This window comes from Saccharopolyspora spinosa NRRL 18395, assembly GCF_000194155.1.
Lineage (GTDB): Bacteria > Actinomycetota > Actinomycetes > Mycobacteriales > Pseudonocardiaceae > Saccharopolyspora > Saccharopolyspora spinosa.
In genome coordinates this window covers 2,301,219-2,314,264 of the sequence record NZ_GL877879.1, presented here as the reverse complement: position 1 = coordinate 2,314,264, position 13,046 = coordinate 2,301,219, and the positions used below count along the sequence as shown (strand labels likewise).

Here is a 13,046-nt window from a genome sequence, read left to right as displayed (position 1 = left end):
CACGAGCGTCACCGCCCTAGGCCCACCAGGATCTCCGCTCCCGGGAGCCGGGCCAGGATCTCGCCCGGCGTGATGATCTTGCTGCGGCGCAGCCCGCTGCCGACGACCACCGCCGGGGCCTTGGCCACCTCGGGATCCACCAGGATCGGCCAGTCGGCGGGCAGCCCGAACGGCGTGATCCCGCCGTACTCCATGCCGCTGAGACGAACCGCGTCGTCCATCGACGCGAACGACGCCTTGCGCACGTCGAGCCGTCGCTTGACCACGCCGTTGACGTCGGCGCGGGTGGTGGCCAGCACGACGCACCCGGCGTAGCGCACCTCGCCGGCCCGCTTGCCCGCGACGACCACGCAGTTCGCCGACAGCTCCAGGGGCGAGCCGTACTGCTCGCAGAACGCGGCGGTGTCCGCCAGCTCCGGGTCGATCTCGGTGACCCCGACCCGTTCGTCGTCGAGCTCGCGCACCGCCGCCGCAACCGGCTCGGCGAGCAGTTCGAGGTGCTCCAGCGCCGAGCTCACGTCCAGCGTTCCGGCCGCCACAGACCAATCAACACCCATGCCCCGACAATACGAACCCGCCCGAACCCGTCGGACGCGGGTTCAGCGCAGGAAGTCCGCCAGCAGGCGGCGCAGCTCCCGGCGATGCGTGAGCATCGGCGCGGGCGAGGGCAGGATCTCCAGCCGGGCCCGGACGAAGGCCGCGGCTACCGCCTTGGCGACCTCGGCCGGGTGCAGCGGATCGTCGGTGGCGCCGATGACCAGCACCTCCGACCGGACGGCGGCCAGCGCGGCGGGGTCCGGGACCGGGACCTGCTCCGGCAGTTCGTGAAGCGCGTCTTCGAGCCGCAGCAACGCTTCGGCCCGGCGGTCGACGTAGTCGCCGACTTCAATACCTGCGGGGATGTCAGCGGCCACGATCTCGCGCAGCGCCTCAGGTCCATCGGCGACCGCGGCCGCAAGCCGCTCGAACGCCCAGGTCGCCGCCACTTCACGAGGCCGGTCCAACGCGGCGGGCAGCAGCAGCGCCAACCGCTCGAAACGGCCCGGATGATCCGCGGCGATGCGGGTCAATGCGCCCGCGCCGAGCGAGACACCGACGGCACGGGTCGCCTCGACCTCATTAGCCACGGCGAGGACGTCTGCCGCGACCGAGGCGTAGTTCCAGTAGCCCGGGGGCGCATCGGAAGCGTTGCCGTGGCCCGGCAGCGTGATCACGACGCGCGTCCCCGGAAGACCGGAGGCCGGGATGCGCGCTTCGCCTTCGGTCGCGCCCAGCCCGTGCACGACGAGCGTCACCGGGGCACCGCGGCCGTGCGCCGCCCAGCGAGCCCCCACTACCAGGACCGTCCCTGGATTTCCTTCACCTTGGGCCGGACGTCGACGAGGTAGACCAGTGAAGCGATTAGCCCAGCGATCCAGATGATCGTGTACGGGCCCTGCACGCTGAAGATCAGCACCAGCGCGGCGGCACCCGTGATGCCCATCCAGGCCAGCTTGTTCAGCTTGTCAACGGCGGTGAAAGCGTCCGCGCGCTGCAACGCCGCGTGCACGAAAGCGAATACCCCGACCGGGATGCCCGCAATCCAGATGATCGTCAGGATCCAAAGCGCCAGCTCCACGCCGTCTACCCTACGTGGTCGCCGGGGCCGCGGGCACCCGGTCGGACGGTCAGCTCTTGGTGGGCTCGCTGGTTGAGGACTTCTTCGCGGCGGTCGACTTGGTCGTGGTCTTGCGCGCAGTGGTCCTCGTGGCCGTGGTGCTCTTCGCCGCGGGCCCCTCCGCGGCCTTGGGGGCGGCGTTGGGCTCCTTGGCGGGCGCTTCCTCGGCCTTGCCGAATGGGCGGCTGACCTTGCCGAGCACGTCGTCGGCCAGGTCGCGGACCTCGTCGACGGTCTCCTCGACCTTGCCCTGCGCGGTCCCGACCTGGTCCCAGACCTTCTTGACCTGCGGCTGGTCCTGCAGCCGGTGCAGCGTCTCCTCGCCGCGCTCGGCCAGGTACTCGTAGAGCTGCTTCGCGGTCTGGCTGTAGGCGTCGACGCGCTTGCGCAACTCGGCCGGGTCGAGCTTGTCGCGCAGTTCGCCGAGGTCGCCCGGCAGTTCCTGGCGCGCGGCCTCGGCGCGATCGTTGAGCTGGCTGCGGACCTTGTTGACCGCCTCCAGCAGGGCGTGGGCGGCGAGGTCGCCGGCGCCGAGCGCGGCGAGCAGCGGGGTGCGGGCCTGCTCGACGGCTTCGCCGAGGGCCTGCGCGGCCTGCTCGCGCACCTTGGTCACGTCTTCGGTCTTCGGGAATGCCGGCATGGCGGTTACTCCTCGGGTTGCTCGGTGTCCCCGTCCGCCGCGGTTTCGTGTTCCCGCCGGAACGAGGCGTAGATGTCCAGAAGCACTTGTTTCTGCCGCTCGCTGAGCTCTTGGTCGGCGAGGATCGCGTCCACCACCGGCCCGCTCTCGCGGCGCTCCAAGATCCCGGCCTGCACGTAGAGCGCTTCGGCGGAGATCCGCAGCCCTTTGGCGATCTGCTGCAAGATCTCCGCGCTCGGCTTGCGCAGCCCGCGTTCCACCTGGCTCAGATACGGGTTCGACACGCCGGCGAGCTTCGCCAGCTGCCGCAACGAGATCTGAGCGTTGTTGCGTTGCGTCCGGATGTAGCTGCCGAGGTCGCTGACCGCTTGGTTCACGGCCTTGTTGACGGCTTTGTCCACACGTTCCATCGGGCTAGCACCTCTCCGGTCACCAACGACGATAACCACAAGTGCTAGCTCCTGCAAGCAGACTGCTTGCGCCCCTGACCGGAGAGCGCGCTCACTCCTCGCAGGCGCACATGCAGAACGGGTGACCATCGGGGTCGGCGTAGACGCGGAAGCTCGCGCCCTGCTGGTCGGGCGGCTGCGGCAGCGGCGTCGCACCCGCTGCGATCGCCCGCTCGTGCCCCTCCGCCAGCGCCTGCACCCTGATGTCCAGGTGCATCATCTGCGGCACATCCCGACTCGGCCAGGTCGGCGGGCGGTAGCCCGGGTCGCGCTGAAAGGCCAGTGCCGCGCCGCCGGCCGGATCCACGAGCTCGACCCAGTCGTCACCGGCCCCGGGGGCGAGCTCCCAGCCCAGCAACCGCCCGTAGAAGCCGGCCAGCGCCCGCGGGTCCGGGCAGTCGATCGCGAAGGCCGCCAATCGCAAGGTCGTCGTCATCGTCATCCCTCTCGTGATCAGTTGAAACAACCGCGCGGAGCCGGACCGGGGTCCACCGCAGCGCCGGACCGCAGCGCCTCCGTCGCCGAGGCCCACCGGTTGGCGAACGGTCGAGCCACTCCGGGCGGCGCCTGCCCCTTTCGCGCAGCGCCCGGTCGATCTCGGCACCCCGGACAGCCCTCGCGGTCAGCTCTCGGCTGCTCGCGGAATACCCGAACGGATCGACCTGGATCGGATTCATCGCCACATTGCTAACCTCTCAAACACGTTTACAGGTTACTAACCGGTGTCGTGATTATGTTGGTTATAGCGACCCGGCACAACCCCCTATTGGCTTACGATGGTGTTCGTGAACAGCAGAGCTGTCGCTCCGGAGGTGGATCGCCCGTCGTATCCGGACGGCGTCGAACTCGACTTCGACCACGACATCGCGCTGGTCCTGGCCTTCCTGAACACCTGCGACGCCGAGAAGTGCACCGAGATCCTCGACGATCCCGGGCAGTGGCAGCAGTGGTGCATCGACCAGGATCTCGGCAAAGCCCCCGGCGTAGATGCGGCGCGCGAGATCCGCAACGCTATGCGCACAGCGGTGTCCTGCGGCGTCCGACCGCATGCGGTGTTCGAAACGGCTTGGCCCGTGCAGGTCCGGTTGCACAACGGCATTCCGACGTTGACCGGCGGCGATGCAATCGGCAGCGTGCTCGTCGCGGCGGCCCGCCTGGTGCACACCGGGCGGTGGGATCGGATCAAGATCTGCCCGGCCGACGACTGCCTCTGGGCGTTCTACGACCGTTCCCGCAACCGCTCCCGGACCTGGTGCTCGATGCGCGTGTGCGGCAACCGCGAGAAGGCCCGCTCCTGGCGGGAACGCCACACCACCGCCTGAACAGCGAAAACGGCCCGCTCGCCGTAGGGCGAACGGGCCGTTTTCCTCGGCTGAGGTCGGTTCTCAGAGCATCAGCTGGGAGAAGGTGTAGATCAGCAGGCCGGCGAGGGCACCGACGACGGTGCCGTTGATGCGGATGAACTGCAGGTCCCGGCCGACCTGGAGCTCGATCTTGCGGGACGTCTCCTGCCCGTCCCAACGCTCCACGGTCTCCGTGATCAGCGTGGTCAGCTCGTCGCGGTAGTTGGACACCACATAGACCACGGCGCCCTCCAGCCAACCGTCGACCTTGGACTGCAGTTCCCGCTCCTCGACCAACCGGCGGCCGAGCGAGCGCAGTCCTTCGCGCACCCGGACCCGGAGCTCGCTCGACGGGTCCTCCGCGGCGTCCAACAGCATCTTCTTCGCCGTGCCCCACGCCGAGGAGACGAGGTTCTGCACCTCCGGGTGCTCCAGCACCTGCTGCTGGATCTGCTCGGCCTTGGCCATCGTCTTCGGGTCGTGCTGGAGGTCCGCCGCGAACTCCACCAGGAACCGGTCGACGGCCTTGCGCATCGAGTGCTCCGGGTCGGTCTTGACCGCCCACGCGAACGACAGCACCTCGGCGTAGATCTTGTCGGCCACGATGGTGTCGAAGAACTTCGGCGACCACGACGGCGCGCGCTGGCTGACCACCCGCAGCACCGTTTCGTGGTTGTCCCGCACCCAGTCGTAGGCCCGGTCGCAGATCAGGTCGACGAGCTTGTGGTGCGCGCCGTCGACGAAGACCTGCGAGAGGAGCCGGCCCAGCGGCGGCCCCCAGGGCTGCGAAAGCACCTTGCGCACGACCGCCTGTTCAAGCACGGCCTGCACGTCCTCGTCCCGCAGCACCTGCACGGCGCCGCGCACCGCGGTGGCCAGCTCCGAGGTGACCCGCTCCGCGTGGTCGGCGTCGTCGAGCCAGCCGCCGAGTCGACGGCTGACCTCCGCGCGGCGCAGCTTGTCCCGCACCACCTGCTCGGCCAGGAAGTTCGAGCCGACGAAGTCACCGAGACTGCGGCCGATCATGTCCTTGCGGGTCGGGATGATCGCGGTGTGCGGGATCGGCAGGCCCAGCGGCCGCCGGAACAGCGCGGTGACCGCGAACCAGTCCGCCAGCGCGCCGACCATGCCCGCCTCGGCGGCGGCCTGCACGTACCCCGCCCAGGCTCCGGCGCCGGCGCTCTCCTCCAGCAGGAATCCGCCGGCCACCGCCTTCATCCGCCGCAGACCACGGCGCTTGTCACTGTCGGAAACGGCTTGTCGGCTGCACATACCGATTGTGGCAGTGTCCGGAAACCACCGAAGCCGCCCGAACCGGACACGCCGGAAACCGTCCGCCCCGATCACCTCGCACCGGCACACGGAGACGAGCGATGCGCAGCTGGGAGGACGCGATCAGCAGTCCCTTCCAACACGCGCATGACCGCCACCGCGACGCGGAACGCGGCACGTCAGAGGCAGCCGCAAGCGGCACGGCCGCTTGGCCCGTCCTCGCAACTCGCACCGTCAGCGGGTTCTCAGAGGTCGCCTGGCGAGGACAGCCCCGGTCCACGCACAAGCCCGCGCTGTGAGGTTCCGCTACCGGCATCGGCCAAAGAGGTCTGGACATGGCCAAGAATCGACTACCCTCTGGAGGCGTGCGTAGTCCTGCCCTCACCAGCCGGTTGCGGCCCTTCACGTCCACGATCTTCGCCGAGATCACCGAGCTCGCCAGGCGGACCGGGGCGGTCAACCTCGGTCAAGGCTTCCCGGACACCGATGGCCCCGAGGGCATGCTGCGCGTCGCGCAGGAGGCGATCGCAAACGGCGTCAACCAGTACCCGCCGGGCGCCGGTGAACCGGATCTGCGGGCCGCGATCTCCGAGCACCGCCTGGCGCGCTACGGCGTCGAGCACCGGCCCGAGGACGAGGTGCTGGTCACCGTCGGTGCGACCGAGGCGCTGACCGCCGCGATGCTCGCCCTGGTCGAGCCCGGCGACGAGGTCGTGCTCATCGAGCCGTACTACGACTCCTATCCGGTCGCCGTCGCGATGGCCAGCGGCGTGCGCCGGACCGTCTCGCTGCGGCAAGGCCCCGACCACCGCTTCGAGCTCGACGTCGAGGCGCTGCGCGCCGCCGTCGGGCCGCAGACCCGCGCCCTGGTGCTGAACTCGCCGCACAACCCGACCGGCACCGTGTTCACCGATGCCGAGCTCGCCGTGATCGCCGAGGTTTGCCGCGAGAACGACGTGATCGCCATCACCGACGAGGTCTACGAACACCTGATCTTCGACGGCCGCGAGCACCACCCACTGGCCAACCTGCCCGGCATGGCCGAGCGGACGCTGTCGATCTCCAGCGTCGGCAAGAGCTTCAGCGCTACCGGCTGGAAGATCGGCTGGATCTGCGGTCCGGCCGAACTCGTCGCCGCCGTGCGCGCAGCGAAGCAGTTCATGACCTTCGTCGGCGGCGCACCGTTCCAACCTGCGGTCGCGCACGCCCTGCGCAACGAGCTCGACTGGGTCGAGCGGTTGCGCAAGGACCTGCAGCGCAAGCGGGACCGGCTCGCCGAGGGCTTGGCCGAGGCTGGCTTCGACGTGCTCGCCAGCGAGGGCACCTACTTCGTCTGCACCGACGTCCGGCCACTCGGCTTCGAGGACGGCGCGGAACTGTGCCGTTCGCTGCCGGAGCGGATCGGGCTCGCCGCGATCCCGGTGCAGGTCTTCTGCGACAACCCGGAAGACGCCAAGCACCTGGTGCGGTTCGCCTTCTGCAAGCGCGACGAGGTCCTGAACGAAGCGATCCGCCGCCTCCACAAGCTCCGTTGACGCGACCGAAGTACCTCCCGGCTCCCTGGGCCGTAGCCACGCGGCATGGGAGGGGTCGCCCGACGTCCTGGGGCGGTGCCGGGGCGCGGCTCCGATTCGCAGTGCGTAGCAGGCTTCCCGATCAGGCGAGTTGGGTGAGCGCCTCAGCTCAGGTGGTCGGTTGCTGTCATCGATCACCTCCGTATCCGAGGCAGACGAATCCGGCTTCGCCGTGTTCCGCTTGAGCCCCGGCCAGCGCAGCAGCCGCCGGGCGGCCCTCGCGGAGCGCTTGGTGCAGCGACACCATCACGCTGGCCGTGCGCTCGTCCGGGACCGGCACCACGCTGGCGATCACCGTCGCGGTGCCGCGCCCGAGGAAGGTCGTCGCCAGGCCGCTGAGCTGATCACCTCGGCTGACCGCCGACCGACCCACGTCGCAGGCCGAGAGCACCACCGTCGTCGGGCCGCGGTGCAGCCGGTCCAGGTCGTAGGCGTACAGCGGACCGTCGGCGAGGTCGAGGCAGGACAGCAGCGGTTGGTCGTCCCGGAACCGGCCGTGCGCGGCGATGTGCACGACCCCCGCCCCGTCCACAGTGGATAGCACTCGCTTCGAGATTGCGTCGGCGCCGACCAGCAGCCGCCCGCCCGCGACCGCGTGCAGCCCTTGGACCTCCCGCTCGGCGTGGTCCAGCCCGGGGCCTGCCACCCACACCGGTGCACCGACCCCATCCGCGGACCGGGCATCCGATGCACCGCGCAGCCAGCACCGCAGCGACGGGCTCACGGTCACGCTGCGCCCACGGCACGCGGGCAACGCCGCCCACGGCAGCACATGCAGGCACCCCGTCGGGATCACGACGAGCGACCGGCCTCGTTCGAGCGCCGGCAGCACCGGCGCAAGCAGCTGCGCCTGCAACTCCTCGGCCGCGCGGCGGACACCGGTCTCGAAGATCGGCACTGCGTGCCGCGCGACGCCCATCGCCTGCCGCGCGAGCAGGTGCCGAAGGCGGGCCGTGTGAGCCTCCGCGTTCGCCACCGGGCCCAGCACGTGCAGCCGAACATCACCGTCCACAATGGATATCGCGAACATTCGATCGCCGCGGGCGAAGAGGCTGAGCAGCACGGAATCGCCGAGCTCCGCTATGACGTCGTCGACGCCTCCCGGGACCCGCAGCCCGCTGGTGCGACCTCCCACCAGCATCGCGCGGTGGCGCACCTGCTCTTCCAGCTCGGCGATCGTCCCCAACGCCCGCTTCGGATCACGGCTGCCCTGCGCTTCCAGCACCGCAGCGCGCAGCCGCACCAATGCCGAGTTCAGCCTCGGATCCGCCGATGGCTGCAGCACCCGACGGTGCAGCGCGCTACACCGCGACCGCTCCGTCCAGCGCAGCACCAATCGCGGATCACCGATTCGCAGTGCGGCCCCAATCGCGGTGTCACCCAGTTCGCCCGCCAAACCGAGCGCATGCACGCGCAATTCGAAGGCCGCCATGCCAGCCGCCTGGCCGTCCACGGCCTGCAACCCGCCCCGGCACGCCTCGAACACCCGATCCGGATCCCCGTCATGATCGGCCAGCAAGGCCGCGGCCAACCACCCCAACGCACGGTGCTGCGGAGGCGCCGCGACCTCGTCGCGCAGCGGAACGCACAACGCGAGGAGCTTGCGGGACAACGTGCGCATCCCGGCTTGTGCAGCGCACCGACCAGCCGTGAGCCGCAACTCCGCCGCAGGCCCGATCCACCCGAACTCTTCGCACGCGGCAGCCGCTCGCCGCGCTGCTCCGAGCGCGTAGCGCGAGCACTGCCCCCCGCGCAGCTTCGCCTGCCACCCGATGGCCGTCGCCAACGCCGCCCATGCTGGCCGTCGCTGCACGCGGAACAGCTGCCGTGCGCTACCGGCGGCCTCCGCAGCGGCGACCACGTCGCCAGCCCGGAGCGCGCAACCGGCCAGCGCCAACCTGGTTTCGGCGAGCTGACCGGCCCGGCCGCAGGCGACCAGCCGGTCGGCCGCCTGCTCCATCGTCGCCCGCGCCTCGCCGATCAACCCGGCCGCCGCCAGTGCCTCCGCGCGGTCCACCAGCGCTTCCGGGTTCGACTTGACGTCCAGCCCGGCGGCAACCGCCTCCTCGAACAGCCGCAGCGCCCGCGGCAGATCACCGGCCCGGAACGCGACGCAACCGCGGTTGTGCCGACAGGCCGCCGCCCGCGCGGTTCGGCCGTCCGAGGCGAAAACCTCTTCTGCGGCGGCCAGATCCGCCTCCGCAGCGGTCAACCTGTTCGTGTACAGGTTCGCCAGCCCTCGCCCCAGCAAGGCGTTCGCCATCCAGCGCCGATCGTCATCCGCCGGCAGGCTCCGCAATGACCGGGTCAGCTCCGCTCGCGCCTCGCGGTGCTGACCGCCCTGGCAGTGCAGGAGTCCGCGCAGGCAAGCCGCCCGCGCCCGGTCCGCCGCGGGCAGCAGCGGCTCGGCAGCCACCAGGTGCGCCCAGCTCTCACCCGTCGCGCCTCGCTCCAACTCGATCCACGCGAGCGTCAGCCGCAGCTGCGCGGCCCGCTCCGGTTTCCCAGCGCGGTTCGCTGCGGCCAGCCCGAGGCGGGCGTGCCGCCGCGCCTGCCGGACCCGGCCGCGCTCCACCGATGCCACCGCCGCGATGTGCCGGGCAAGCACCCGGAGTTCGGCGTCACCGGTGTCCGACAGCAGTTGCTCTGCCTTGCGCATGGCCGTCTCCGGAGCTGCGTCGGCGTTATCCCGCCACCACAGCGCCGCAGTGATCGCATCCGGCGGTGCCACCGCCGTCCCGGCGCTCAACAGACCAACCAATCGGCAACGGCGGGCGCCGACCGAACCGGTCGGAACACCACGCTGAGCGGACCGCGAGGCACGTCGGCCACCCGGAAAGCGCCGTGCTCGTCCAGGGAACCCGCGCATTCCCCGGCGGGATGGCGAAGCGCGACCTCGCCTACCGGCGGTGCCTGACCCGCCCGGTTGAGCACCATCCCGGACGCCCGGTACAGACCGTCCACGGTCGGGACCAGGTCGACCTCCAGCACCCGTCCGGGCATCGCGAAGGTCAGCACCCGCGGCTCCGGCTGCCCGGACCGGACCCTGGCCAGCGACTCCGCCGAGTCGCCGACGAGCTTCAACACCACCGGGTCCTCGATCTGCGAGCGCCGGGCCACGGCCGCGTACGCGCCCGCAAGGGCCTGCTCAGGAATGGGGTCGCAGGACTCGAACAGGTCGCGCAACCCCCGCAGCTCCGCAGGAATCCGCTGGATCATCCCGCCACCTCCTCCGGCACCTCGGCGGCCAGCATGCGTCGCCGCAACTCCGCCAGGCAGCGGCTCTTCTTCGGCCCGATCGTCCCGCGCGGCATCCCCAGGGCCTGGCTGACCTGCGCATAACTCGCCTCCGGCGCGACCGCCAGCACCCGCAGCAACTGCTGGCAGCGCTGCGGCAACTGGGCGAACGACTGCGCCAGCCGCGAATTCGTCATCGCCCGCAGCACCTTGTGCTCCGGATCCTCGGCGTAGTCCGGCGGCCCGAGGTCACCGGAATCCAGCCCGACCGGCGATTCCCGTTGCCGCGCCCGGCGCAATCGCATCGACTCCCGCCGCGCGGTGGTCACCAGCCACCCGGACAACGACTCCGGTTCGCGCAGCCGCCCCAGGTTCTCCGCCAGCAGCAACCAGGTTGCCTGGTAGATGTCCTCGGCGTCCGCGGTGTTCGCGGTGAACGCCCGCGACACGCCCCAGACCACCGGCGCGTTGCGATCCACCAGTTCCCGCCACGCCCCCTGATCACCGGCCGCCGCACGGCGAAGCAGCACCGCGGACGTCCCGTCCTCCCCGATCTCGTGCACGACCAAGCACCTCTCACCGTTCGCGATCTTCGTCCTCCCGCGTAATAAGAGGAACGAGGGGTGCGAACAGATTCACTTCGCGCCAATTACCGCTCGAACGGGTAATGCCGACGGGCAAGATCGCGTGCCTCGTTCGGATCGCGGCCCTCGCGCAAAGCATTCGCAGCGGCGGCAGCCACCTGCGGCGCGGCGAAGGACGTTCCGCTCCAACGCGCATAGCCGAACCGACGCCCGCCGCCGGGTGCCAGCCGCACGAAGCTGCTCGTCACGTCCACCCCGGTCGCGGCGGCATCGACCCAAGTCCCGGAATTGGAGAACCCGGCGACCGCGCCGTCGTCACCGGTCGCCGCCACCGCGATCACCGACGGCAGCGCGGCAGGCCAGAAAGGCCTGGTCTGCGCGTGATTCCCGGCCGCCGCGACCACGACGGTGCCACGCCAGTTGCGCAGTTCGCCGCGCAAGATCGGAGGGCACTCGTCATCCGCGGTGTGGCATCCGGCCGTCAGCACGACGACACCGATGCGTTCGCCGCGGGCCTCGGCCGAACGTCGCAACGAACGCAGCCCTGCCGCGACGGTGTAGTCGTCGGTGAACCCGAGCGAAGAAAGCACCCGGCGCGCCCGGATCACCACACCCGGTGCATGTTGCAGCACAACGCCGCTGACGAACGTGCCGTGCCCCGCCTGGCGGTCCTGACCGGCGTCGCCGTCGGCGTCCAATTCCTCCGGCACGGCCTCGAACCAGGGCCGATCCCGGAACCACGGATGCGGATCGAACCCCGTGTCGAGCACGCCGACCACGACCGGCGGATCCCACTGCCGCACCGGCGGTTCCGGGAGCACCGGCGCGGGCAGCGCATCCGCCCCGGTCCCAAACATCACCGGCGTGCCAAACATGACCGGACAACCGAAGTGCACGTGGTTGACGGCGACGTTGGCCTCCCGGGCGAGCTCGACGCACCGGTCCCGCTCCGCGCCGCGCAGCCGAACCCTCGCCAGCAGCAACTCGTCGTCGTGCTGCACGTCGTCGACCCAACGGCGGTACCGGTCGAGCACCGGTTCCAGGACGCTCGCTGGCGCGATCAGCTCGCCCCGCCGCACCAGGCACTCGCCGCTCCCACCGGGATCGTGCAGCAGCAGATCATGCCCGTAGGCAGCCCACACCTGCTGGAGTTCGCCTACGCTGAGCCGAATTTCAGCTTCTTGATCCACAGCGGACACTGTGCCGGGCGGCCCGTCCGTCCACAGCGGACACGCCGCCGTCGGTAGCCGACTCACCCGTCCGACGGCGCGTGAGATCTTTCCCACTAGCCCGATTGCGTGGAGAATGCACGACCGACCACCGATCTCGTCGCTGTTGGTGGCCCGAAAAGGCCACCGCAGGTGGTTGAATGCCCATACAGCGCCGATCACCCCCGGCGCGCCCGACGCCGACGCCGCGCCCTGCCGCGCGGACCCGACCGACAGGCGGTGGTAACCGTGACGGGAACCTGCGCGAAGCGCGGTCCCTGGTCGCGGCTCAGCGCGCTCGCGGTTCGGGCCGCGTTCATCGGTGGCCTGAGCATCTCCGGATGGCTCGGTGCGGCTGCCGTGGCCGATGCCGTCGAACTGCCCGAGAACGACCACCTCCGGGTCGAGGTGGAGCAAATCGTCCTCGACCCGGTGGGCAGCCCCGCCCCCGCGAACCCCGTCCCCGCGTCGCCCGAACTCGCATCGCCCGAACTCGACCCGGTGCGGGCCCTGGTCGAGAAACCCGAGATCGAACCGCCCCGCATCGACGCCCCGGCGCAGCCGAACACCGACCCCGACCAGCCCGCCGCGGTCGCCGACGAAACCAACAGCGCCCCGCCGGTGCCGCCGCCACCCCCGCTGCCGGTCCAGCAGCGCACCGCCGCGCCGACCAGTGACGACCAGGCCGCGCCGCGGCCGAAGCAGTCCCCGGTCCCCGATGCGACCGTTCGGATCATCCCGAAGCCACGGGGCCCGGACGCGTCAGCCCCGTCCCACGTCACCCCGCCAACCGAACCGGCACCGGAGCCTCCGGTGTCCCCCGCACCGGCCACCACGCTGTCCGCAGGATCGACCTCCTGGGGCGGTGGGCTGCGCGGCCTGCTGGTGATCCTGCCGGCCGATCCGAGCCAGTCCGGACCGGTGTCCACCGGCGTCGACAACCGGCAAACCCGGCCGACGACCGGCATCTTGTCCTTCGAACCATCGAAGTCGCCCGACTGACGCTGCGCCGAGCCGCTGCGGCGGCAATCCTGGGAAACATCCGCACCCACCAGCTCCGAGCCGGCCGTCTGCGCCCGGCC

14 protein-coding genes are annotated in these 13,046 nt (G+C 70.8%); 3 read left to right on the top strand and 11 right to left on the bottom strand.

The window, feature by feature from the left end; translation table 11 throughout:
* Window positions 1-8 precede the first annotated feature (8 nt).
* From SSPN_RS0129995 to SSPN_RS0129970, 6 genes are all read right to left on the bottom strand, one after another.
* Entirely contained in the window at window positions 9-557 is a 549-nt protein-coding gene (locus tag SSPN_RS0129995) for a YbaK/EbsC family protein (protein ID WP_029535856.1), read from the bottom strand.
* Between the two features lie 42 nt (window positions 558-599).
* On the bottom strand, window positions 600-1,295 hold the full coding sequence (locus SSPN_RS0129990) for an alpha/beta fold hydrolase (RefSeq protein WP_237710787.1): 696 nt from the start codon (window positions 1,293-1,295) through the stop codon (window positions 600-602).
* A gap of 38 nt (window positions 1,296-1,333) precedes the next feature.
* Window positions 1,334-1,618 carry a DUF2516 family protein gene (locus SSPN_RS0129985; protein ID WP_010312313.1) on the bottom strand — a complete coding sequence of 95 codons (285 nt, stop codon included), beginning with the start codon at window positions 1,616-1,618 and terminating at the stop codon, window positions 1,334-1,336.
* 49 nt (window positions 1,619-1,667) lie between these two features.
* Window positions 1,668-2,297: a hypothetical protein gene (locus tag SSPN_RS0129980; protein WP_010312311.1), complete on the bottom strand. Its 630-nt coding sequence runs from the start codon at window positions 2,295-2,297 to the stop codon at window positions 1,668-1,670.
* A gap of 5 nt (window positions 2,298-2,302) precedes the next feature.
* Complete coding sequence (locus SSPN_RS0129975) at window positions 2,303-2,707, bottom strand: helix-turn-helix domain-containing protein (protein ID WP_010312308.1); 405 nt, start codon at window positions 2,705-2,707, stop codon at window positions 2,303-2,305.
* Window positions 2,708-2,798: 91 nt separating this feature from the next.
* On the bottom strand, window positions 2,799-3,182 hold the full coding sequence (locus SSPN_RS0129970; protein WP_029535855.1) for a VOC family protein: 384 nt from the start codon (window positions 3,180-3,182) through the stop codon (window positions 2,799-2,801).
* Window positions 3,183-3,522: 340 nt separating this feature from the next.
* Between SSPN_RS0129970 and SSPN_RS0129965 the strand changes: the two genes are divergently transcribed.
* The gene (locus SSPN_RS0129965; RefSeq protein WP_010312303.1) at window positions 3,523-4,068 is read left to right on the top strand and encodes a CGNR zinc finger domain-containing protein; all 546 of its coding nucleotides are present in this window, start codon (window positions 3,523-3,525) and stop codon (window positions 4,066-4,068) included.
* Between the two features lie 63 nt (window positions 4,069-4,131).
* Here the strand turns inward: SSPN_RS0129965 and SSPN_RS0129960 are convergent, their stop codons facing one another.
* Window positions 4,132-5,361 (bottom strand): DUF445 domain-containing protein, encoded by a 1,230-nt coding sequence (locus SSPN_RS0129960; protein ID WP_029535854.1) that lies wholly within the window; start codon window positions 5,359-5,361, stop codon window positions 4,132-4,134.
* Between the two features lie 365 nt (window positions 5,362-5,726).
* On the opposite strand from SSPN_RS0129960, the gene SSPN_RS0129955 reads away from it, so the two are divergent.
* The gene (locus tag SSPN_RS0129955) at window positions 5,727-6,896 is read left to right on the top strand and encodes a pyridoxal phosphate-dependent aminotransferase (RefSeq protein ID WP_029535853.1); all 1,170 of its coding nucleotides are present in this window, start codon (window positions 5,727-5,729) and stop codon (window positions 6,894-6,896) included.
* Between the two features lie 166 nt (window positions 6,897-7,062).
* Here SSPN_RS0129955 and SSPN_RS0129950 read toward each other — a convergent pair whose 3' ends face one another.
* The 4 genes from SSPN_RS0129950 to SSPN_RS0129935 form a co-directional block, all read right to left on the bottom strand.
* A complete protein-coding gene (locus SSPN_RS0129950) occupies window positions 7,063-9,684 on the bottom strand; it encodes a CHAT domain-containing protein (protein WP_029535852.1) in 2,622 nt (873 codons plus the stop codon).
* Window positions 9,681-10,154, bottom strand: a complete 474-nt coding sequence (locus SSPN_RS0129945) for a hypothetical protein (protein ID WP_010312292.1) — start codon at window positions 10,152-10,154, stop codon at window positions 9,681-9,683. Before SSPN_RS0129945 ends, SSPN_RS0129950 begins: the two co-directional genes overlap by 4 nt.
* A complete protein-coding gene (locus SSPN_RS0129940) occupies window positions 10,151-10,735 on the bottom strand; it encodes an RNA polymerase sigma factor (RefSeq protein WP_010312290.1) in 585 nt (194 codons plus the stop codon). The genes SSPN_RS0129945 and SSPN_RS0129940 overlap by 4 nt, the downstream gene beginning before the upstream one ends.
* Window positions 10,736-10,821: 86 nt before the next feature.
* Window positions 10,822-11,946: a S8 family peptidase gene (locus SSPN_RS0129935; protein ID WP_237710786.1), complete on the bottom strand. Its 1,125-nt coding sequence runs from the start codon at window positions 11,944-11,946 to the stop codon at window positions 10,822-10,824.
* A gap of 267 nt (window positions 11,947-12,213) precedes the next feature.
* On the opposite strand from SSPN_RS0129935, the gene SSPN_RS53970 reads away from it, so the two are divergent.
* Window positions 12,214-12,966: a hypothetical protein gene (locus SSPN_RS53970; RefSeq protein WP_029535849.1), complete on the top strand. Its 753-nt coding sequence runs from the start codon at window positions 12,214-12,216 to the stop codon at window positions 12,964-12,966.
* Window positions 12,967-13,046 lie beyond the last annotated feature (80 nt).

Coding starts and splice junctions, on each gene's coding strand:
- SSPN_RS0129970 (WP_029535855.1), bottom strand. CDS start 3,182: ATGACGACGACCTTGCGATTGGCGGCCTTCGCGATCGACTGCCCGGAC.
- SSPN_RS0129965 (WP_010312303.1), top strand. CDS start 3,523: ATGGTGTTCGTGAACAGCAGAGCTGTCGCTCCGGAGGTGGATCGCCCG.
- SSPN_RS0129945 (WP_010312292.1), bottom strand. CDS start 10,154: ATGATCCAGCGGATTCCTGCGGAGCTGCGGGGGTTGCGCGACCTGTTC.
- SSPN_RS0129995 (WP_029535856.1), bottom strand. CDS start 557: ATGGGTGTTGATTGGTCTGTGGCGGCCGGAACGCTGGACGTGAGCTCG.
- SSPN_RS0129975 (WP_010312308.1), bottom strand. CDS start 2,707: ATGGAACGTGTGGACAAAGCCGTCAACAAGGCCGTGAACCAAGCGGTC.
- SSPN_RS0129980 (WP_010312311.1), bottom strand. CDS start 2,297: ATGCCGGCATTCCCGAAGACCGAAGACGTGACCAAGGTGCGCGAGCAG.
- SSPN_RS0129960 (WP_029535854.1), bottom strand. CDS start 5,361: ATGTGCAGCCGACAAGCCGTTTCCGACAGTGACAAGCGCCGTGGTCTG.